The sequence below is a fragment of the Wolbachia endosymbiont (group B) of Xylocampa areola genome, from assembly GCF_964028205.1.
In the GTDB taxonomy this organism is placed as follows: domain Bacteria; phylum Pseudomonadota; class Alphaproteobacteria; order Rickettsiales; family Anaplasmataceae; genus Wolbachia.
This window is the reverse complement of sequence record NZ_OZ034771.1, coordinates 779,652-802,061: the sequence shown is the minus strand read 5'-3', so window position 1 is coordinate 802,061 and position 22,410 is coordinate 779,652. Positions and strand designations below refer to the sequence as shown.

The window sequence follows — 22,410 nt, the reverse complement described above, 5'->3', positions numbered from 1 at the left end:
TCAATCTATGATCGAGGTATTATGCAGTATTAAGATATAAGATGGTATGTTGTATTTTTAATTCAGTGTTCTTTTTCTATCATTCCAGGGTACTGGAATGATAGATGCTATGATAAGAAATTCAATAACTTAAAGTAGGTAATTAAAGCCTCTAATTAAGATCTAAATCTATAGTTATTATAAGCAACACTAAAGAAGTGCGGAAGTAAAAATTTACAAAAGAGCATTATGTATACGTATGCTTTGTAGACCTACATTTTGCCACCCTTCTGTTAAGCTTTGCCTCCCTTCCATTACGTCTTGTCGCTCTTTTATTTCTTTTATTTCGTTATCGAATTTTGACATTAGATATTTAGCATAACCAGATGTTAATGCTGTTGATGCAGATACAGCTATTGCTACCATAACAGACGTTAATGTAATTTCCATTGTCTCGGTTATAAAAAGCGTCGATGTTACAAAATTCCCTAACATGGCAACTAAGCCACCAACAACTACACTACCTTGAACTACTTTATTTTTTAAAAACCCTTTTATACTCTCTACCGTATCTTCTTGGTGATTTATAATGGCATAATACAAAGGAGTTTTCTGCAAACTATCTTTTTCATAAACATCTGCACCTCTGTCTAGTAGAGCATCTACTATCTCTAAATAGCCATTTTTAGCAGCATAATGCAAAGGAGTACTACCATTTCCATCTTTTACATGAACACTTGCGCCTTCAGCTAATAGAGCATCTACTACCTCTACATGGTTACTTAAAGTAGCATAATGCAAAGGAGTACTACCACTTCTGTCTTTTACATTAATATCTGCACCTGTTTTTAGTAGAACATTTACTACATCTATGAATTTATATATAGTAGCATAATGCAAAGGAGTACTACCACTTCTGTCTTTTACATTAACATCCGCACCTCTCTTTAGTAGAGCATTTACTACATCTATGAGTTCATATATAGTAGCATAATGCAAAGGAGTACTACCACTTCTGTCTTTTACATTAACATCCGCACCTTTTTTTAGTAGAGCATTTACTGCACCTACACATCTACTATAAACGGCATGATGCAAAGCAGTCTCTCTATTTTCATCTTCTACATGAACATCCGCATGCCTATCTAATAAAACATTCACTAAATCCTTACAGCCAGCTGCTGCAGCTGCAATTAATAATGTAAATTCGGCATCAGGATCACTTTGGATGAATGTATGATTTATACTAAAATTTTTATTTTCCCACTCTTGATACGCTATTGTATCTTCCCTTCGCAATACCTCTTTTATTTTATTAATTACGTTATCTTTATTTACACTTGCATCTTTATCAATTGCACTTAATATCTTTTTCAGATTTTCAAAATTCATCTTTACCTCCTATAACTTTACGTTGCAGTTACTACACAATTACAAACAAAAGTAAACACATTTTTGGAAATTATTTAGAAAAAGAATCCATTAAAAAAGTCAGTGATTTGCAATAAATAACTGATCCATTTAATTGAAAGAAATATGTGATGTAACTATAGTCATTATAAACAACAATAGAAAAAACACGGAAGTAAAAAATTTATACTGATCTTATCATATTTATTATTAGCATAATTATAAACATGGGAAAGCAAATACAAGTCAACTTATCTAAAAAAATAGTGAGAGGGTCTTATCTGGCGCAAAATGGATGGCCAACCTTAGTGAAAATTATTTTGCATCATTGAATAATAACAGCATTAAACCAGCCAGCTCTATAAGAAAACTAATAGAGGCTTTTTTACTTGTTCCAATTATTACATCCAGTGCTATTACACTAGCATGTACCTATTTTTTTCTGAATGCAGTGAGTATTCAAAAATATGATTGCAGCTTTGAATAAGGGAAAAATTATGGCGCCTATGATTTTTGAAGGCTATTGCGATACAGACGTTTTTAATAGCTAGTTCAAGCTTTTTGCTGGGTGATTTTGGATAATGCAACTTTTCATAGAAAATAAGTGACTTTGTTAAAAGTGTCGGTGCTGAAGTTATATATCTGCCTCCATATTCTCCTGATTTTAATCAAACCATTGGTTTGTTATAAAAAATTTAGCCAGAAAGAATATTCAGCTATTCGAACTATTAGAAAAAGAGCTATAATTATAGACTCCGTATACACTATAACTAGACTTTTTTTCAGAGGAATGATACACAAGTTAGTACTAAGACACTAAACAGTTTTCAAAAATGAAAATTATACCTTAAAGCTGATTTTCATACAGTTCTTGCAAGCGATAGCACTCTCACTTCTCTGGCACCAGAGTTTAAAATTTCCTGAGAGCAAGACCTTGCGGTTGCGCCAGTTGTTACTACATCATCAACCAATATCACGATTTTGTTTTTGATAATTTCGCTGTTACTTACTTTAAAAGTATTTTTCAAATTTTTTTCACGCTGTTTAAGTGAAAGACCAGCTTGAGATTTGGTGTGACGAATACGTTTTATTGCAAATGGTGTATAAGATAAATTAGATAACTTACTTAATTCCTTCGCGAGCAATGCTGCTTGATTATATTTACGTTTAAATAAGCGTATTTTATGTAGCGGTATGGGAACTATGACCTCTGCATTTTGAAATATGTCTTTGTTAGCTTTGTACATCCACTTTGCATAGACTTTCACATAATTTAAATTATCAAAAAATTTAAAATTTATAATCATATTTTTGCTATGTTCATCATAAGCAAAAACTGATCTTAATACTTTAAATGGTGAAGGGTTACTGATGCATTTACCACATGTATCAATGTTATCTGGAATTACTACACCACAAACATTACAGTAATGCTTAGTTAAAAAATTGATTTTTTTATTGCATTCACTACATAAATCATAACTTTTATCAATTATACGTTCACAACTTACGCATACGTTTGGAAATATGAGATCTGTAGCTTTTTTTAATAAGAGAAGATTCATGAATTAAATATGTTAGGTATACCTTTTAAAATGCTCCTCATAACCTAATTATTAAGAAATAGTCGATACTTGATCCAATAAATATGTTTTAAGATACTTGCCTGTAACGCTTTTTGGAGTCTGTGCAACTTTTTCTGGAGTTCCTACAGCAACCACTTCGCCACCTTTTACTCCACCCTCTGGACCAATATCTATTATGTAATCAGCAGTTTTTATAACATGTAAATTGTGCTCAATAACTATAACAGTATTTCCTAAATCAACTAGCCTATGGAGTATTTTCAGTAAATTATTTACATCTTCAAAATGTAACCCAGTTGTTGGCTCATCGAGAATATACAATGTTTTCCCGGTAAATCGCTTTGATAGTTCCTTAGACAGCTTTATTCGTTGTGCTTCACCCCCGGACAACGTTGTTGACGACTGTCCAAGCGTTATATAGCCAAGCCCTACTTCCTGTAAAGAAATCAACTTTTCCTTTATCATTGGAAGATTTTCAAAAAAGTCACATGCTTGATCTATTGTCATATCAAGCACATCAGAAATTGATTTTCCCTTGTAAGTAACTTCCAATGTTTCTCGGTTATACCTCTGTCCTCTACATTGCTCACATTTCACATAAACATCCGGTAGGAAATGCATCTCGATCTTTAAATGCCCATCACCTTTACAAGCTTCACATCTTCCTCCCCTGGTATTAAATGAAAATCGGCCTATATTGTAACCTCGTGCCTTCGACTCTGGGAGACCTGCAAACCAATTTCTGATGTGAGTAAACATACCAACATATGTTGCTGGATTTGATGCTGGGGTCCTACCAATTGGCGATTGATCAACTTCTATAATTTTATCTATATACTCAAGGCCTTCTATTTTGTCGCATTGACCATGCCTTGCAGATGAATGATTTATCTTGTGTGCTGAGTATTTATATAATGTTTCTATCACTAAACTTGATTTCCCTCCTCCTGATATTCCAGTAACACAAATAAAATTCCCTATAGGAAATTCAACATTTATATTTTTTAAGTTGTTCTCACAAGCATTAACTACCTTTATGAACTGAGTTGTTTGCTTTCTTCTTTTTGAAATTGAAATTTCCTTCTTTCCACTTAAATACTGTCCTGTTATGCTCTCTGAATTTTTTTGTAACTGATCTGGTGTTCCTTCTGCAACAACTTTTCCTCCGTTTACACCAGCTCCAGGACCAATATCAATCACATAATCAGCAGCCATTATTGTGTCTTCATCATGTTCAACAACAATCACAGTATTACCCATGTCTCTCAGATTTTTAAGTGTGGCAATTAATCGATCATTATCACATTGATGAAGGCCAATTGAGGGTTCGTCAAGCACGTATAGCACTCCTGTTAAACCAGAGCCAATTTGCGAAGCAAGCCTGATCCTCTGGCTTTCACCACCAGAGAGAGTGCTAGATTCACGGTCAAGTGTAAGGTAATTTAGCCCTACATTCTTTAAAAATGTCAGCCTTTTGATTATTTCGTTTAATATTTTATTTGAAATTTGCTTATGTTGTTCTGTGAGCTTGTCTGGCAAATTTTCAAACCAATCAAGGGATTCATCGACGCTGAGCCCTGATATTTCACCTATGTGTTTTTCATCAATTTTCACTGTAAGTGCTTCTTTTCTCAATCTATAGCCAGCACATTCTTTGCAGTCAGTAACAGAACAATACCTATCAATAAGTGATGCATCGTAATCCATCTGGCGTTCTAGGATACTGACCAAACCTTGAAATTTCATTTCTCTAGAGCCAAAAAGTATTAAATCCTTCACTTTTTGGTCTATATTCTTCCACGGAACATCAAGACTAAATTTGCAATTTTCAGCCAGTGACAGAATTGCATTTTTTAGCAATCCATAGTTTGTATGCACTTGAAGGAATATTGATCCAATTGGCTTTAAAGCACCTTCAGATATCGAGAGCGTTTCATCTGGCACTATTAGCTTTGCATCAACACTTAGCTTTTTACCGAGCCCATTGCATGAACTGCATGCACCGTAGGGGCTGTTAAAAGAAAACAATCTTGGCTCTATTTCTTCAAGAGTAAAGCCAGACTCAGGACATGCAAAATTCTCTGAGAAAGTTAAAGTTTGACCATTTTTATACTCGGAATTGTGGTTATCAGGTAAGTTAACTATTTCTGCATACATTAAGCCATGGGCAAGTCTCAATGCTGATTCTATACTGCTTGGTAGTCGATTTCCTATATCATCTGATATGGACACTCTATCTGCAATCACAAAAATATCATGTTTCTTGTTTTTATCGAGCTTAGGCAAGTCATCTATATCACATATTTCACCGTTTATTTTTAGTCTTACGTAACCCTGCTTTTTAATTTCCAGTATCTCTTTTAGATGCTCTCCCTTTCTACCACGTACAATAGGAGCAATTATATATACTTTAGTTTCTAAAGGTAATGCTGTAATAGTATCTACAATTTGAGATACAGTCTGTTTCGTTATTGGCAATCCAGTTGCGGGTGAGTAAGGAATGCCTATTCGCGCATATATTAAGCGTAGATAGTCATAAATTTCAGTAACGGTTCCAACAGTTGATCTTGGATTTTTTGAGATCGATTTTTGGTTAATTGATATTGCAGGAGAGAGGCCTGTGATCGATTCAACGTCAGGTTTATCTTGAATATTAAGAAATTGACGTGCATAAGCCGATAGACTTTCGACGTATCGGCGTTGGCCTTCTGCATAAATCGTATCGAATGCGAGGCTAGACTTACCAGAACCACTTAGTCCAGTTATAACAACTAACTTATTTTTTGGTATATTGACATCAATACCCTGCAAATTATGCTCTCTTGCACCTTTAACTCTGATCATACTTCATGTACCTTTGACCATTACAGCCTCAAAATACATAAACTTACAACAACTTTCTACTAATTTTTTCAACTATTACGGAAAACGAAGTAGCACAACTAGTGCAAAACATTTTGCCATACAACTATATAAACATCTGTTTTCGCCAAGTTAGTTCGTACAACAAATGGTGTCATAAAAGTATGTTTTCTACAATCTCATCAAAAACATGCTTACCAATTTTTGGAAACAGGAAATTTTATTTTATATAAAATATAGAATTTTGATAAATTTAACTTTTTTGTGAGATTATGCAGCGATAAAAATAAATTTAGAGGGAAAGGTTATGGTAATAGAGAAGGAGAAGTTTTTTGAAATAATAAATGAGGTAGGTAAGAGTGAGGGTTTGAATAAGGATAATTTGCTTAAAAGAATAGAAAGTAAGTTAAGAGATGTTAACTCAGAATTATATAGGAATTATAACGATTTGAAAGTAGATAAGATGTTCGGTATTCTTGATTCAGGCAAAATTGTAAATTACACATTGCTACATTTTGCTGTAGAATGTAACAGTGTACTAATAGTAAAACTCCTACTAGAAAAGGGAGTAAAAGTTATTAATGAGCCAATACGTGAACTTGATGGAGTTAAGTCTAGGTTAACTGCTTTGCACATTGCTGCTTCGCGTGGTCATCAAGAGGTAATACAGCTTTTATTGGATGCTGGGGCAAATCCTCTATTAAAAAATAGTGAAGACAAAACTCCAAGAGCTATGGTTTGTAATATGCAAAATGGAGATATCATAATAAAAATGTTAGAGACAGGAGAACAACTTTATGCTGATGCGAGAGGAAAAGCTAGTGGAAGATATTCTTTATTGCAGCCTAATAATGAAGCTTCAGAAGACTACAGAAATGATGAACAGACTTCTTCAGACTCAATCATTGAAAACAGTATAAACAAAGTAGGTGATACATTAGAAAGAGAAGAGGTTCTAAAGTTGCAAGAGGAAGAACAACAAGATGAATCTGAAACTTTAGTTCAATCTATATTAGAAGATGGAGGAGAAATCAATACACGAGATCAGAATGGACGAATCTCTTTACATCATGCTGCTGTATCTAATGACTTAGAGGTGGTAAAATATCTAGTAGAAAATGGAGCAAATGTTAATGCACAAGATAAAGATGGGCGAAGCGTTTTACATTATGCTCCTATACATATGAATATAGAAATAGTAAAGTACCTGATAAAAAAAGGAGCAAATGTTGAAGAAATAGATAAAGATGGAAGGACTCCTTTACATTTTGCTATTGCATGTAGTGATCTAGGAGTAGCAAAATTCCTAATCAAAGAAGGAGCAAATGTTAATGCACAAGATAAAGATGGGCAAAGCATTTTACATTATGCTGCTACACAGGACAATATAGAAATAGTAAAGTACCTGATAAAAAAAGGAGCAGATGTTGAAGTGCAAGATGGCCAGAAACGGTATCCATCAGATATTGCTAACATGAATAATTGTACCAAAATAGCAGAATTTCTTCAAGAAGCAATCAAGAATAAAAGGAATTTAAAGAAGAAGAAAAAAACTAGATCAACAGAAGGAGGAACAACTAGAAGCAATGATCAGCTAAATTTGAGCAATGGCAGTAATGACAAAGTGAAGATGTTAGGAGTTCAGTCATTAAAAGAAGAGCGAAAAGAACTAACAAGATTAAAGAATTGCATTGTTGAACATGAGAATAGGTTAGAAGTACTTGATAAACTAAGTGAAGAGAATCAATCACTAAAACAACAAATACAAGATCTAAAAAGTAAAAATACAACACTTAATAGTGAATTAAGCAAAACCAAAGCAAATAAAGTATTACTAGAAAAAACAGAAAAAAGACAACTGTCTTTCTTAAAAGTTGCTTCTGTAAACCTTGTAACCATGTTGACAGTAGGTGTTATCTTTAGTGTAGCTTTCCAATTACCAATTCTATCAATGATTGCAATTTCTGTGATGTCTTCATTGATAGTCGGTGGAGTTACATACGCACTATCACCGCAACCTACTGAATTAAAAGAAGTAAGTATTCAATGCTCAATGCAACATGATGCTTGTAAAACTTAACTTGTGCGCTTCCTGGTAATTTTGATATAGTTATTTCAGTTGAAATTTACAGATTTACAAATGGCAAGCTTAAGTGTAAGAGAAGCGTTATGCACGGCAATCAGAGAAGAAATGCAAAATGACCCTGATGTATTTATCATGGGTGAAGAGGTTGCAGAGTATGATGGTGCTTATAAAGTAACAAAAGGATTACTGAAAGAGTTCGGAGAAAATAGGGTAGTTGATACACCTATTACCGAACATGGATTTGTTGGTCTTGCTGTTGGAGCAGCATTTGCTGGACTTAGGCCAATAGTGGAGTTTATGACTTTTAATTTTTCTATGCAGGCTATCGACCAAATTGTGAATTCCGCAACAAAAACAAATTATATGTCGGGTGGACAACTTGGATGCCCTATAGTATTTCGTGGACCAAATGGAGCTGCAGCAAGAGTTGCTGCACAACATTCTCAGTGCTTTGCATCTTGGTATTCGCATGTTCCAGGGTTGAAAGTAATAGCACCTTACTTTGCCTCCGATTGCAGAGGTCTGCTTAAAGCTGCAATTCGTGACCCTAATCCGGTAATATTTCTAGAAAACGAGATCGCTTATGGACATGAGCATGAAGTTCCTGACTCTGAGCTATCAAATAAAGATTATCTACTTGAGATAGGCAAAGCTGCTGTTATACGGGAAGGAAAGGATGTAACTATCACTGCTTTTTCATTGAAACTAATGGATGCGTTAAATGCGGCAGATTTACTCTCTAGTGAAGGAATAGAAGCTGAAGTTATCGACCTCAGAACCTTAAGACCACTTGACACTGAAACAGTTATTAACTCTATTAAGAAGACCAATAGATTAGTAAGCATAGAAGAAGGTTGGCCATTTGCAGGAATAGGAGCAGAACTCTCAGCCATGATTATGGAACAAGGATTTGACTACCTTGACGCTCCGGTTGTACGGGTAACCGGCAAGGATGTCCCCTTACCTTATGCTGCAAACCTAGAAAAGAAAGCATTACCACAAGTGGAAGATATAGTTGAAGCTGTGCACCAAGTCTGCTTTAGAAAGAAATAGTCCTATTGACTCTTTTTTTTATCTCCCGTTCCACATTCTTCCATAAAAGAGGCATTTGTAGAGTTTATACCACCCATTACTTTTATGACAATAGTTTTAGCGCCAAAAAACACAGCGCAAAATACACCGAGGGCGAAAAGAGCAGGCCACGGCATTCTACCAAATATTGCAAGTAAAGCTGCTCCTATTATCACTACGGTCATAAGCGGTCCACCTATTCCCCAAACGTAGCCAATAATATTACATATTACTTGAGCAGTTGTATCGTCATTAGAGTTAGCAGCACTTCCAACATGAGAAAAAGAAATAAATAATACTATAAGTAGAATACAAAAAACCTTTCTAATTGTAGGGTTCATCCCTATACCTTAAGTTTAAATACTATAATTATATCTAAAATAGTATAATTTTTAGTAAAACTAGCATTGTGATTTATACAATATTGCATAGCAAATGATGTCTATTGGTTATCAATCACTGTCAATTACTTGAGAGCTTATTTCGACTTTCGAAAAAGAGCAATAACACCCATGAGTAAAATTTCACATTACCACTTTTATGTGTTATGATAAGCTTAAATTTATAAAGAAAATAAAATTGAAAGAATTGAGAGAGAACCGGATAGCAAGAACGAGAAAGTTTTTATCTTCACTGTTTTTTTTGCTACTAATTGCGCTATCAATACGTAGTTTTTTATTTGAGCCATTTCATATTCCTTCTGGTTCAATGAAAAGCACTCTACTTGAGGGAGATCATATTTTTACTAGTAAATATTCATATGGTTATAGTAAACACTCTTTTCCATTTTCTCCAAACATCTTTAGCGGTAGAATCTTTTATACCCCTCCGGAGCGTGGTGATATAATAGTTTTCAAGCCTACAAGAAATGACAGCATTAGATTTGTTAAGCGGGTAATAGGAATACCGGGCGATAAAGTGCAAATGATAGAGGGGGAGTTATATTTAAATGATCAGAAAGTAAAACGAAGACAAATTGAAAATTTTTTTGATTATGAGTCAAAGCGTAATATAGCAAGATACATCGAAACACTCCCGAGCGGCAAGGAGCATGAAATTCTAATAGATAATCTTTCTAATAAGTTATCATACAATACTCCAGTTTATTATGTGCCTGATGATCAATTTTTTGTTATGGGAGACAATAGAAATAATTCTTTTGATAGCAGGTTTTCTGAAATTGGGTTAATACCAACTGAAAATATAGTTGGACGCGTAAGCATGGTTGGTTTATCGTTTAAATTAGGCAAAGTTGATTGGTTGCCGTTTGATTTTAGGTTACCTATTGCTCTGAGATTTGACAGGGTACTTCACAAAGTTGTATGAACTCTATCTGTCTGCTGATTCGCATAATTCTAAAGCAGAGTTTTCTAACTCAGAGATAGCATTATTAATGTTGTCTAAGTCATTTTCCTGTAAAGCGTCTTTTGCGTTCTGTAGTAAAATTTTTAACTTTTGCTCAGTAGAAACATTTTCAACTAGATGTATGAGCTTGTTACCGTTAATTTTAGCCTCTGCAAGGGAACGAGCCTTCATGTCTTCATCAAAGTTACTTACTGACTGATTGACCATATCTTGAATATCTTCTTCATTTAAGCCAGAGCTTGAATTTATTTTAACTGTCTGTTCGACTCCAGTAGTTTTTTCTCTTGCAGTGACAGTCAATATTCCATCAATGCTAACTGTAAATCCTATTTCAACTTTTGCAGAACCTGCAGGCAATTGTGGTATACCTTTGAGTTCAAATCGTGCTAGAGATTTATTATCTTTTATCATTTCACGTTCTCCTTGACAAACGTGAATTTTCATTGCTGTTTGCCCGTTAGCGTAAGTTGTAAACTCTTTTATTTCTGAAACTGGTAGTGGTGTATTTCTTGGTATAATTTTTTCAACTATTCCCCCCATAGTTTCTATGCCAAGTGATAAAGGCAGCACATCAAGGAGAATATTCCTATCTTTTGAGTTTGAAGTTAAATAATGAGCCTGCAAAGCTGCCCCATTGGCAACTGCTTTGTCCGGATCCACATCATTCAGCACTTTATTGCCAAAGAGTTTGATTAGTGAATTTTGCACTAATGGCACTCTAGTTGCGCCACCAACTAAAATTACCCCTTTTATATCATCGATTTTAAGATCTATGTTGCTTATAGTACGAGTAACTATATTTATAGTCTTATTAACCAAAGGACTGATTGCTTGCTCGAATTCTTCTTTGGTAATTTTGCACTTAAATAATTCACCATTGATGCTGAATTCAAAAGTGCCAGAGGTATCTTCACTTAGGTACTCTTTTATAGCACGTATATTGCAGATACCAGTTTTAGTGTATGAATGTTGTAATTTGTAGGTAGTTGTATCAGATGGTGCAGTGCTTGACACTGGAATCCAGTTCTTATTATATAACTTTCTGGTGTGTTCACTTGCAATCAAACTTTCTGGATCCCAGACTGGGATGACACTAGAGCATTTTTTATTTAAACCTACCTGTTCTCTATACTTTTCAAGCACGATTAAACTAAGTAGATGATCAAAATCATCACCACCAAGTTTAGTATCACCACCAACTGCAAGAACTTGAAACACTCCTTGATGTAATTTTAATATTGAAATGTCAAATGTTCCACCACCGAGGTCATAAACTGCATATATGCCACTGTTATTGTTCTTTTCAATGGAGTAAGAAAGTGCTGCAGCGGTTGGTTCATTAATGAGGCGAAGAACATCTATGCCAGCTAATTTTGCTGCATATTTGGTTGCGTTACGTGCTGAATCATCAAAATAAGCTGGTACAGTAATCACTGCTTTGTTAACTTTCATCCCTGTGAATTTTTTTACCCTCTTGCATAGAGTTTTTAGTATCTCAGCAGAGATCTCAATAGGAGTGAGATACTTTTCTTCTGAGCATTTTACCCTAATAACTTTTTCACTTTCGTTATCTATTTCACAATTGATACCTTCTTTATGCAAGTCTTTAACACTTTTACCCATTAAGCGTTTTATAGAGCAGATAGCGTTTTCGCCAACATCGTAGCCTACTTTTAGTACATCCTTTTCATATGAAATGACAGAAGGTAATAGTTCACGACCTTGCTCATCTTTAAATATTTCTACATTGCCAGCTTTATTTACCATGGCAATTAAAGAGTTAGTAGTTCCAAGATCTATACCAAAAACTACCTCATTTAAACTTGGTTCAGAAATTTGAACTGGCCGCATTTTCCTTTATCTCCTCAAATGACTTATATAAATATCTCAATCTAAAAACTTGCGTAGCAGCTTCATCAAAATTTTTTGTAGCAAAAGCATTAATTAGGTTTTTAGTACAATCTTTTACCTTTTCATCAATCATCCTACTTGCAAATTGTAAATCATCGCAGTCTAGAAAGTATTCTCTTATTTCCATTGATTCATTTAATATTTCAGGATCAAGATGCTCTTTTTTGCTTTTTACGTCAAAAAGATCCAACAAATGTTCGGCACGCTTTAGCGGTGACTTCAGTACCTGATAAGCTTTGTTGATATTTTCCATACTTTTGGACTCTCTTTCATTTATATCAGTTTTGCTTAGCTCAATATATTTTTTCTCCAGCTCATCAAAGCTGATGTTAAAAGCCGGTTCAATTCCAAATAATGTGAAATGGTTGCTAGACATGAAAACTCTCTCCACAACCACATTTTCCTTTCTCATTAGGATTTTTGAAAATAAAACCTGATGAGAATTTTTCCTCTACATAATCCATTTCAGAGCCAAGGATAAACATGATAGATTTTGGATCGATCAGCACCTTGACTTTTTGATCATCACTGCAGCTTTCTTCAATTACCGACTCCAAAGGACGAACATCATATGCATACTCAATATCATATTTTAAACCAGAGCATCCTTTTTGCTTAATTAGAACTCTTATTCCTATTGCTTCTTCAAGGTTAGCATGCTTCTTTTTGTCCAATAAAAACCTTACCCTCTCTACTGCATTTGCGGTTAGAGTGATAGGTTTTTTAACAGAATTTACTCCTTGAAATTCACTCATATTCCTCAATGTTTTTGTTTATTTTGATAATCATGAATAGCAGCTTTTATAGCATCCTCAGCAAGTACTGAACAGTGTATCTTTACTGGCGGCAAAGACAATTCTTCCACTATTTGAGTATTCTTTATCTTTGTTACATTCTCAATAGTTTTTCCTTTGATCATTTCTGTAAGCAAAGAACTTGAAGCTATAGCAGAACCACAACCAAAAGTTTTAAATTTTGCGTCTTCAATAACACCTTTATCGTTGACCTTTATTTGCAGTTTCATTACATCTCCGCATGATGGTGCACCAACTAAACCAGTACCAACATTTGGATCATTTTTATCCAGAGAACCAACATTCCTTGGATTTTCGTAATGATCTAAAATTTTCTCATTATAACTCATAGAACTACCCGTAAACCATTACTTACATTATAACATATTTAGGTTAAAAACTAAAGTAAAATACACTAGCAAGCAGTACATTTTACTCACAAAATATATAGGTTACGAGTGTATTTACTTTACAAATACATATAGTGCATGTCATTCTTTATATGGTAATTTTGAAAGGAGTATTTCTTGAGTTTATTCAGTAATCTTTATCAAGGACTATTAAAAACCTCCTCCCGTTTTAGTGGTGGAGTAAAAAATATTTTTTCTGGCAAAAAAAAATTAGATCAGTCGCTTTTAGATGATCTGGAAGAGCTGCTGATTAGCATGGATATAGGTCATAAAACTTCTAGATTGCTTATTGATAAGCTCGCAAGTATCAAATTTGAATCAGAAGTTGAGCATAGCGTTATCACACAGCAGTTAATGAGCGAAATAGAGTCGATATTAAACCCTGTAGTGCAGCCGCTCATTTTGAATAAAAAACCACACATAATAATGGTGTGCGGAGTGAATGGTAATGGAAAAACTACAACTATAGGTAAACTTGCCTATAAATATAAGGAAAAAGGGAAATCCGTTATGCTTGTTGCGTGCGACACATTCAGAGCTGCTGCGAGTGAGCAACTAAATATTTGGGCAGAACGTTCTGATTGCTCTATTGTTACTGGAGAACACGGTAGCGATTCTGCAAGTGTGGCATATAGAGCTGTAAATCAAGCGATAAAAGATAGCGTTGATGTTGTTTTAATTGATACAGCAGGAAGGCTACAAAACAATGTAAATCTCATGCAAGAGCTGTCAAAAATACATAGAACGATAAAGAAATTGGATGATACTGCTCCTCATGATGTTATTTTGGTTCTTGATGCAACTACTGGCCAAAATGCTTATAGCCAATTAGAGGCCTTTAGTAAAATGGTTGGTGTTACCGGGTTAATTGTAACAAAGCTAGATGGTACTGCCAAAGGTGGAGTAGTGATTGGGCTTGCAGAAGCTTATAAGGTGAAATTACACGCTATAGGAATTGGTGAAAGTATAGAAGACCTGAGGGAATTTACTGGCAAAGAGTTTGCTGAAGCGCTGTTTAAATGTGATTGAAGATCTCTTTAATTTTCTCATATGACCAAGCTTAATTATCATGAGAAGCCGTTTTTAGATGGTCTCATTCCAGCATGTGACGCTGGTTGCAAGTGATTATTGGGTTGGGTGAGCCGTTAACGTATAAAAATTACTTCCGCATATTTTCAATCTCATTATAATTACAAATAGAGATATTTTAAGAGCTCAAAATCTATCTTTAGTCTGCAGACTTTTTAATCAAACTTATTAAAAAATGTATTCTTCAGTGTATATCTGTCGTATGTGCACTGCATCTTTTTTCTAACTCTTTTTTACACAGGAGGATTTTATGTCCAGAATTCCAGACACTTGACCTTTACTTTAAAACCAACTGGTACCTACGGTTTTTATAAAAAAAATACGAAAAATAGAAATACTTTAAAGAATATGAAATAAGGATCTAATTTAAAACTGTTTCAATTATAGTTAATAGCAAAATTAAGGTTTTTTTATCAATCTTTATTCCACCTTTGCATTCCTCAATGATATGAATTTTTTCATAAGGTATCATAAAGCTATGTTGCTTTGAAAAATATTATGCTAATATCAGCATAATATTCACACTTATATGTTAAAATTATATTAAACTTTTAATTAAGGAATATATTATGACGGAAAATATATTAAGTTATGGTCCTACGTTAGAGCAAAAATCTTTATGTGATAAAAAATGTAAAGATGGATTTTTGGTAAAATATAATAGTCTAACAGAATTGGAAAACTGCCTTAAGGAATGTGAGTCTTCTCATTCTATCTCATCTCATTCACAAAAATTAATGTTTAATGATCTAAGTAAGAAATTAGAAGTTAATGCAAGCAATCTCCTTGGTGATAGCATAAAATTATCATTTATAGTAGATGAAATACATGCTCAAGATCCAATGAATTTTTAATTACAGTAAAAACAGTAAAAAAAGAAGCCAGTGTCACCTACTTGAATGACATTATGGAAGCTGGGATGACATCCTTCTCACAAGCAAAATGTTCATGCAGATAATATTTAATTGTGATTGAAGATCTCTTTTAACTCTTTTATATGACCAAGCTTAATTATCTCAATATCATGAGAAGAATAATTGCCATTTTTAGGCATAATCGCTTTTTTAAATCCTAACTTTTGTGCTTCCCTTAGTCTGAGATCAGCATGCGAAACATTTCTAATTTCTCCTGAAAGTGCAACCTCACCGCAGATTATTGAAGAAGTTGGTAGCGGTAAATTTACTAAACTTGAAATAAGAGAAGCAGCAACAGCAAGATCAGCTGATGGTTCCTGTATTTTGAGTCCTCCCGCAATGTTTAGGTATACTTCTTTATCATGCAAAAACATTTTACAACGAGCACTTAGAACCGCGATTATCATAGCTAATCTATTAATATCCCAACCAACTACTGCTCTTCTTGGAGTTGCCATATTAGTCCTTGCTATTAATGCTTGCACTTCCATTAAGATTGGTCTTGAGCCTTCAACTCCTGCAAATACGGCGCTGCCAACTACTTCTCTATCATGTACGGTCAAGAATAATGATGATGGATTATCAACAGGCATGAGTCCTGCTTCAGACATCTCAAAAACACCAATTTCATTTGCAGGGCCAAATCTATTTTTAATAGTGCGTAAAATGCGATATTGATTACTATTTTCACCCTCAAAATATAGTACTGTATCTACCATATGCTCCAGGGTTTTAGGTCCTGCTATTTGTCCATCTTTCGTTATATGGCCAACTATTAAGAGAGAAACACTATATTGCTTTGCAAGAACAGTCAATTCATGAGCGCAGGTACGGACTTGAGTTACAGTTCCTGGTGCTGATGTGACTTTGCTATCATACATAGTTTGTATAGAATCAATTATCAAGAACTTAATACTTTTATTTTTCCTTATTGTTGCTACTACATCAGTTAAAGATACTGTAGATAAAAGCTTAATTTTAGGTTCATTTATCTTAAGACGCTTTGCTCTGAGGCTCACTTGCTCTAAAGATTCCTCGCCAGATACATAAAGACATTCAAAAGAGGAAAGTTGTACAACATTAGCTGCAATCCTAAGCAAAAGAGTAGATTTGCCAATTCCAGGTTCACCACCAATTAAAATGCTAGCACCTTGAACGATACCTCCACCAAAAACTCTATCTAACTCTTCTATTCCTGTTAAAAAACGATCGGGGGTAATAATTTCACTATCTGATAACGCTTTTATTGAAATTGGTGCAGATGTACTTCTCGTTTCTGTTTTTAGTACTATTTCTTCGACAACCGTATCCCAACTGTCACATGCAATACACCTTCCTACCCACCTTCCAGTGCTATGACCGCAGAATTGACATACGTATGCAGTTTTCATAAAAGCCAAAATTATAATTCTAATAAAAATTAGCTAAATAAGTGAAATAAATTTAAATAGAGAAAATTACCAATCACACTTTTTATCTTGTGGTTTTATTTGCAATATTGCTACTAAGCTGACTAATAAGCAAAAAATTACATAAAGCCCAGCAGCAAAGTCTATTTTAGGAAACATTATAGTAAACCCAGTGCATATCATAGGAGTAAATCCACCATGCAGGGCATAAGAAATGTTACGTGATAAACTCACACCACTAAATCTAACATTAGTAGGAAAAAGCTCAGCAGTAACTATCCCTATAGGATTAATACCCCTCTCGATTATAGAAAGAGCCATAACACTCAACATGATTATAAGATAGCTTTTATAGTAATATGCAATAGATAACATAGGACAACATAATACCATTGTTATCACTATAAATAAGATTGCAGTGCGTTCTCTTCCTGTTTTATCAGCTAAAATTCCAAGCATTATTGAAGATATCGGCATTAATATACTGGTTATAATGAGTACAACTTCGTTGACATACGTTGTTACATAAGTTTCAACAGACACTATTTCTTTTGCAATTGTTCTAAGAAATATGGTAAATCCAACAGCAACATTAACAGGTACAGATATTAAAATGGCAAGTATCAGGGCTCTTTTATAGCGTTTTGTAAGCTCTATTATTGGTAAATTAGGTAAATTTCTTTGTTCTCGATTTTTTTCATACACTGGAGTTTCTCCTAGTGTATATATACTATATGCGCTTATTAATCCTAAAATGGCTGAAAAAATAAACGGCAGCCTCCAACCCCAAGCGTTAAAATCAGTGGTTTTTTTACAGATGATCACTGCAACCACAGAGAGCAATATGCCAATAGAGCGACCAAAACTTATTATTCCAAAAAACATTCCTAGTTTTTTCTTATTAGGTAAATGCTCTATGAGATAAACAGAGCTACCTCCTTGCTCAGCGCCAAGTGCAACCCCTTGTATCAGATGGATTGTAAGAAGCAACATAGTAGAGGTTATTCCTATTTTACTATAACTTGGAATAAACGCAACGAGACTAGAAGGAATTGATATTAGCAAGATAGCAATCGTTAACGCCATTCTCCTTCCATACCTATCACCAATGTGACCAAATACAGATGCACCAAGTGGTCTTACCATTGCACCCATTCCTGCAATTCCAAACAATTGCAATATGCTGTAGTAGATATCTTTTGCATAACAAAATTCTCTACTAATTATATTAACCAGATCAATAAAGAGCATATGGTCATACCATATTGCGATTCTACAGAGTATTGTTGCAATCAATACTCTTGTTTGTTGATTGTACACTTAGTTTAATTTGTAAATGTCTACTTATTTTTATTTTGGCTGCTTTTTAGAACTTTGCAACTCAAGCGTATGGCTTATATGTAAATATTATTAAAATTGGAACTTGCATAACCAGCCAGTCTGGGATCAAATAAAAAAATCTGGTCATCCGCTGGAATGACATGGTGGAATGTGTCATTCCAGTACTCCTTTTCTTGTCATCCCAGTGCTCCGACACTGGGATGACACCTCTCTTAAATTACTTTAGCTACAAATATCAAGAAATTTACCAAGTAGAAAAAAGACAAAAGAAACCCCCTATTAGCTAGCTCTAATCCTGAAAATTGGCCTGTCTTAAACAGCCCGTTTCAGCTTATATGGTTAAAAAACTGGAAGTTTTGTAAAGAAATAAGATGCACATAGTGCAAAAAATTAAAAATAAGACGACAACTGCGTTATGCTTTTGTCGTTTAATCTGCACAGACGAAGATAAATAGTATAGCGTTATCCTTATGGTAAGGGAGTTGAAAAAATTTATAAAGCAGGTTCTTTCATTAGTTTTTTTGCAAACATCAAACAATTACTTAGAAAAATTGGAAAGACCATTAAAATATTTTTTTACTTTTTATTCTATATATTTCAACATATTACCTTTAAGTACTAATAATTATGGCATTATTAATAGTTGAGTCGCCAGCAAAGGCAAAGACGATAGGTAAATATTTGAGTAAAGAATTCAAAGTGGCTGCATCTTTTGGCCACGTCAGAGATCTGCCAGCAAAGAATGGTTCTGTTGATCCTGATAATGACTTTGCCATGAAGTATGAGATTATTGAAAAAGCAGAAAAGTATGTAAAAGAGTTAGTCAAGGAAGCTAGTAAAACATCAGATATATACCTTGCAACAGATCCAGACAGAGAAGGGGAAGCAATAGCTTGGAATGTGATAGAGGCACTAAAGGAAAGAAAAGCAATCAATGATGAAAGTAACATTCATAGAGTAGTCTTTAACGAAATAACAAAAAGAGCAGTGCAAGAAGCTATAAAAAATCCACGTGAAATTAATATGGACTTAGTGCGTGCACAGCAAGCACGCAGAGCTTTGGATTATCTAGTTGGATTTAGCTTGTCACCGCTGCTGTGGACAAAATTGTCGGGAAGCAAATCTGCAGGGCGAGTGCAGTCTGTTGCATTAAAGCTTATATGCGAACGAGAAGATGAAATTAGTAAATTTATAACACAGGAGTATTGGAGCATAAAGGCAGAAATGCAAAATAGCAAAGATGAGGCTTTTTTTGCTATGCTAAGCCACTATGACAATAAAAAGCTAGAAAAATTTGATATTAAGAATGAAGAAGAGGCAAAGAACTTAGTCAGGGAGATCGAGTCAAGGCAGTATGCTGTAAGCACAGTAGAACGCAAGCAAGTTAAGAGAAACCCGCTTCCTCCATTTATCACCTCAAGTCTTCAGCAAGATGCAGTGAATAAACTGTATTTTAATGTGAAAAATGTTATGCGAGTAGCGCAAAATTTATATGAAGGTATCAATATTGGTGGTGAAACCGTAGGGTTGATAACTTACATGCGTACAGATGGGTTTCATATTGCAGATGAGGCTATAAACTCAATCAGGGGATCAATTAAGTCATTATATGGTGATAAATATTTACCGCAGTCTCCTCGTAAATATGTAAAAAAGGTCAAAAATGCTCAAGAAGCACATGAAGCAATCCGGCCAACTGATATTAATAGAACACCGGGTAGTATTAAGGATTACTTAACGCCAGAGCAATTTAAATTATACGATTTAATCTGGAAAAGAACCATCGCAAGTCAAATGGAATCGGCGATTCTTGATCAAGTGGTAGTTGAAATTAGTTCTATTGACCAGAAAGTGATTCTGCGAGCAAGTGGATCAAGTATATTCTTTGATGGTTTTTATAAAGTTTATCAAGATAACATAGAAGCCGAAAATGAAGGCCTGCTACCTGCCATGAAGGAAGAGGAAGCGTGCAAGTTGATTTCTGTTGATCCGAAACAGCATTTTACTCAACCGCCACCTCGTTATAGTGAAGCGAGTATAGTAAAAAAAATGGAAGAAGTCGGTATAGGTCGCCCATCAACTTATGCAACAATTATTTCGGTATTACAAGATCGTGAATATGTTTCATTGGATAACAAAAGATTTATTCCAAGCAGCCGCGGTAAGATCGTGACTATATTTTTGGAAACTTTTTTTCAGCGTTGTGTAGAGTATGACTTTACAGCACAAATGGAAGAAAGGCTTGATTCAATCTCAAATGGACATGCAGATTGGAAAAAAGAACTAGGCTATTTTTGGGTGCCATTTTTTAATCATGTAAATTCTGTTAAGCAAATGACACATGATGAGATTTTTAGTGGTATTCATGATTTGGTAGTCAATTGGTTTTGCTCAGAGGAAGGAAAGGAAGAAATAGGTAAAAAATGTCCTAATTGCTCTGGTGGTATATTGAAATTAAATTTTGGAAAAGCCGGTGTGTTTCTTGGATGTTCTAACTATCCTGCATGCAATCATACAAAAGAAATTACGGGCAGTAATGACAATTCAGAATATCCAAAAAGTTTGGGTATAGATGATATGACAGGCCAAGAGGTAATGATCAAAAAAGGTCCTTTTGGACTTTATCTGGAGTTTAATAGTGAGTCAGAAAAGAAAAAAAAGATTTCTGTACCAAAAGATATAAATGTTAATGATATTGATCTAAATACCGCCACTCGATTACTTTCCCTGCCGAAAATAATCGGAGAGCACCCTGAAACTGGAAAAGAAGTAAAAATAGGTCTTGGACGATTTGGGTACTATATTCTCTATGATGGTCGATACTTTTCTCTTAAAAAAAGCTCTAAGGAGGTATTAGACACACAATTAAACGAAGCTATACAAATTATTGAGAGCAGCCCACGCAAAGAGCTAAAATCTCTTGGTTTTAATGAAAAGGGAAAAGAAGTTTTTATCTGCAACGGTAGGTACGGATTCTATATAAAATGCGGTAAAACAAACGTTGCGTTGGGCAAGAATGCAGATATTGAAAGTATAGATCTGAAGAAGGCTTTAGAGTTAATTAAGAATAAAAAGTAGACTTCTTGCATAACCATATGCTTTTTATTGTTGTTCCAGCGCTACACGCTGGAACTGAGAAAAAAAGAGCCTGAATTACAAGAAAGAAAATATTCAGATAACGAGAAAGTTGTCACCTGGTTAGCAGCTACAGTCGTGTGACGCAGACGTGCTACCAGGAAAATAGTCTCTATCAGAGTTAAGCTTTGCTTGCAAAATGAAAAGTAAGACCAGCTTCTATACCGTGTGTGTGAAACACTTGATTGCCTATACTGATACTTTCTTTGTGTAACTTCTGGTCCGATGGTTTTTGACTTTTATTCAATTCTAATATCTTTTTTCCATCTGGGTTTACCGGTTGCTTTGCTTTCATTTCTCCTAACACCTCTGCTTCAAAATCAACATTACTACCAAGAACACCAAAACCTCTATATCCGATGTGCATATTTACATCTTCGTTTATACGATAATCAAAGCCAGCTTTCAATTGACCTGCAGGTCTTATTGACGATTTTTCAAACATTGTCATTCTTGTTGCACCGACTCCAACCCCAACATAAGGAGAAAAAGATAAACTATCACTTTTCCAATAATGATAAACATTTGCCATTACAGATGCGTTTTCTACTTGGTCATGATTAATTACAGTTTTATACATATAAGTTTTTTTATTAGCACTCTCACTAACGTCTTTTAGATACGAAACAGTTACTTGATTACTTGATAAACCAATATTATCTACTTTTACAGAAGAGTACATCCCTTCCAATTCAGCTCTATAGCTATTATTGCCTAGTTCTCCTGTGTAACCAAACGTTACATTTGCAGCAAAAGGTGGGTTATAATCTCCTTTATACTTACTTATTAACTGACCTTCTGTTCTCTGAGCGTCTATGTCATTTATAGATACACGGTTATCATCTTTAGCATCTTTGCCTCCAATTTTTGCTTTCAACTTACCCAAGTTCAAATATTGACCGTAATATCCACCACCAAAGTAAAATCCTTCTGTTTCACTTGCAAAAGATTGTTGTGACAACAATAAAGCAAGTGCTGTAACTGCTAATGTTTTTTTACTCATCATGACTATTCCTCTAGTTAAAATAGCTAATCTAGTACTAATTAA

Annotated in this window: 17 protein-coding genes and 1 pseudogene; 7 read left to right on the top strand and 11 right to left on the bottom strand. The window is 34.5% G+C overall.

From position 1 onward, the window contains the following. Positions 1–213: 213 nt before the first annotated feature. Positions 214–1,371: an ankyrin repeat domain-containing protein gene (locus ABWU35_RS03920; RefSeq protein ID WP_007302630.1), complete on the bottom strand. Its 1,158-nt coding sequence runs from the start codon at positions 1,369–1,371 to the stop codon at positions 214–216. 482 nt (positions 1,372–1,853) lie between these two features. Here ABWU35_RS03920 and ABWU35_RS03915 point away from each other — a divergent pair. Beyond that, positions 1,854–2,135, top strand: a pseudogene (locus ABWU35_RS03915) (transposase); the annotation flags it as partial. 114 nt (positions 2,136–2,249) lie between these two features. Here ABWU35_RS03915 and ABWU35_RS03910 read toward each other — a convergent pair. Both ABWU35_RS03910 and uvrA read right to left on the bottom strand, forming a co-directional pair. Further along, positions 2,250–2,954, bottom strand: coding sequence for a ComF family protein (locus tag ABWU35_RS03910; RefSeq protein ID WP_149168831.1), 705 nt, complete (start codon positions 2,952–2,954; stop codon positions 2,250–2,252). A 51-nt stretch (positions 2,955–3,005) separates the two neighbouring features. Continuing rightward, positions 3,006–5,819 carry an excinuclease ABC subunit UvrA gene (gene uvrA / locus ABWU35_RS03905; protein WP_007302627.1) on the bottom strand — a complete coding sequence of 938 codons (2,814 nt, stop codon included), beginning with the start codon at positions 5,817–5,819 and terminating at the stop codon, positions 3,006–3,008. A gap of 325 nt (positions 5,820–6,144) precedes the next feature. Here uvrA and ABWU35_RS03900 point away from each other — a divergent pair, with 325 nt between their 5' ends. Further along, positions 6,145–7,917 carry an ankyrin repeat domain-containing protein gene (locus tag ABWU35_RS03900; RefSeq protein WP_264685485.1) on the top strand — a complete coding sequence of 591 codons (1,773 nt, stop codon included), beginning with the start codon at positions 6,145–6,147 and terminating at the stop codon, positions 7,915–7,917. Positions 7,918–7,977: 60 nt separating this feature from the next. After that, complete coding sequence (locus tag ABWU35_RS03895; RefSeq protein ID WP_149168828.1) at positions 7,978–8,976, top strand: pyruvate dehydrogenase complex E1 component subunit beta; 999 nt, start codon at positions 7,978–7,980, stop codon at positions 8,974–8,976. 2 nt (positions 8,977–8,978) lie between these two features. Here ABWU35_RS03895 and ABWU35_RS03890 read toward each other — a convergent pair whose 3' ends face one another. Continuing rightward, positions 8,979–9,335 carry a TrbC/VirB2 family protein gene (locus tag ABWU35_RS03890; protein ID WP_007302624.1) on the bottom strand — a complete coding sequence of 119 codons (357 nt, stop codon included), beginning with the start codon at positions 9,333–9,335 and terminating at the stop codon, positions 8,979–8,981. A 199-nt stretch (positions 9,336–9,534) separates the two neighbouring features. Between ABWU35_RS03890 and lepB the strand changes: the two genes are divergently transcribed. Further along, positions 9,535–10,320 carry a signal peptidase I gene (lepB, locus tag ABWU35_RS03885; protein ID WP_264685486.1) on the top strand — a complete coding sequence of 262 codons (786 nt, stop codon included), beginning with the start codon at positions 9,535–9,537 and terminating at the stop codon, positions 10,318–10,320. Positions 10,321–10,323: 3 nt separating this feature from the next. Here lepB and ABWU35_RS03880 read toward each other — a convergent pair whose 3' ends face one another. From ABWU35_RS03880 to iscU, 4 genes are read right to left on the bottom strand one after another with little or no spacing between them, the layout of a single operon-like run. Next, positions 10,324–12,210 carry an Hsp70 family protein gene (locus tag ABWU35_RS03880; protein WP_007302622.1) on the bottom strand — a complete coding sequence of 629 codons (1,887 nt, stop codon included), beginning with the start codon at positions 12,208–12,210 and terminating at the stop codon, positions 10,324–10,326. Continuing rightward, positions 12,188–12,646: an iron-sulfur cluster co-chaperone HscB C-terminal domain-containing protein gene (locus ABWU35_RS03875; protein WP_007302621.1), complete on the bottom strand. Its 459-nt coding sequence runs from the start codon at positions 12,644–12,646 to the stop codon at positions 12,188–12,190. The genes ABWU35_RS03880 and ABWU35_RS03875 overlap by 23 nt, the downstream gene beginning before the upstream one ends. Beyond that, a complete protein-coding gene (locus tag ABWU35_RS03870; protein ID WP_006012614.1) occupies positions 12,639–13,025 on the bottom strand; it encodes a HesB/IscA family protein in 387 nt (128 codons plus the stop codon). The genes ABWU35_RS03875 and ABWU35_RS03870 overlap by 8 nt, the downstream gene beginning before the upstream one ends. 5 nt (positions 13,026–13,030) lie before the next feature. After that, on the bottom strand, positions 13,031–13,414 hold the full coding sequence (iscU, locus tag ABWU35_RS03865; RefSeq protein WP_007302620.1) for a Fe-S cluster assembly scaffold IscU: 384 nt from the start codon (positions 13,412–13,414) through the stop codon (positions 13,031–13,033). Positions 13,415–13,591: 177 nt separating this feature from the next. Here iscU and ftsY point away from each other — a divergent pair, with 177 nt between their 5' ends. Together ftsY and ABWU35_RS03855 are read left to right on the top strand one after the other, a co-directional pair. Further along, positions 13,592–14,503 carry a signal recognition particle-docking protein FtsY gene (gene ftsY, locus ABWU35_RS03860; protein ID WP_007302619.1) on the top strand — a complete coding sequence of 304 codons (912 nt, stop codon included), beginning with the start codon at positions 13,592–13,594 and terminating at the stop codon, positions 14,501–14,503. Between the two features lie 629 nt (positions 14,504–15,132). Beyond that, complete coding sequence (locus ABWU35_RS03855; protein WP_007302618.1) at positions 15,133–15,417, top strand: hypothetical protein; 285 nt, start codon at positions 15,133–15,135, stop codon at positions 15,415–15,417. A 107-nt stretch (positions 15,418–15,524) separates the two neighbouring features. On the opposite strand, the gene radA is transcribed toward ABWU35_RS03855, so the two are convergent. Then, complete coding sequence (gene radA, locus ABWU35_RS03850; RefSeq protein ID WP_007302617.1) at positions 15,525–16,868, bottom strand: DNA repair protein RadA; 1,344 nt, start codon at positions 16,866–16,868, stop codon at positions 15,525–15,527. Positions 16,869–16,934: 66 nt separating this feature from the next. Continuing rightward, on the bottom strand, positions 16,935–18,206 hold the full coding sequence (locus ABWU35_RS03845) for an MFS transporter (protein WP_012482023.1): 1,272 nt from the start codon (positions 18,204–18,206) through the stop codon (positions 16,935–16,937). Between the two features lie 648 nt (positions 18,207–18,854). Between ABWU35_RS03845 and topA the strand changes: the two genes are divergently transcribed. After that, entirely contained in the window at positions 18,855–21,305 is a 2,451-nt protein-coding gene (topA, locus tag ABWU35_RS03840; RefSeq protein WP_019236955.1) for a type I DNA topoisomerase, read from the top strand. Between the two features lie 178 nt (positions 21,306–21,483). Here topA and ABWU35_RS03835 read toward each other — a convergent pair whose 3' ends face one another. Beyond that, positions 21,484–22,368: a P44/Msp2 family outer membrane protein gene (locus ABWU35_RS03835; RefSeq protein WP_213863946.1), complete on the bottom strand. Its 885-nt coding sequence runs from the start codon at positions 22,366–22,368 to the stop codon at positions 21,484–21,486. Between the last annotated feature and the right edge of the window lie 42 nt (positions 22,369–22,410).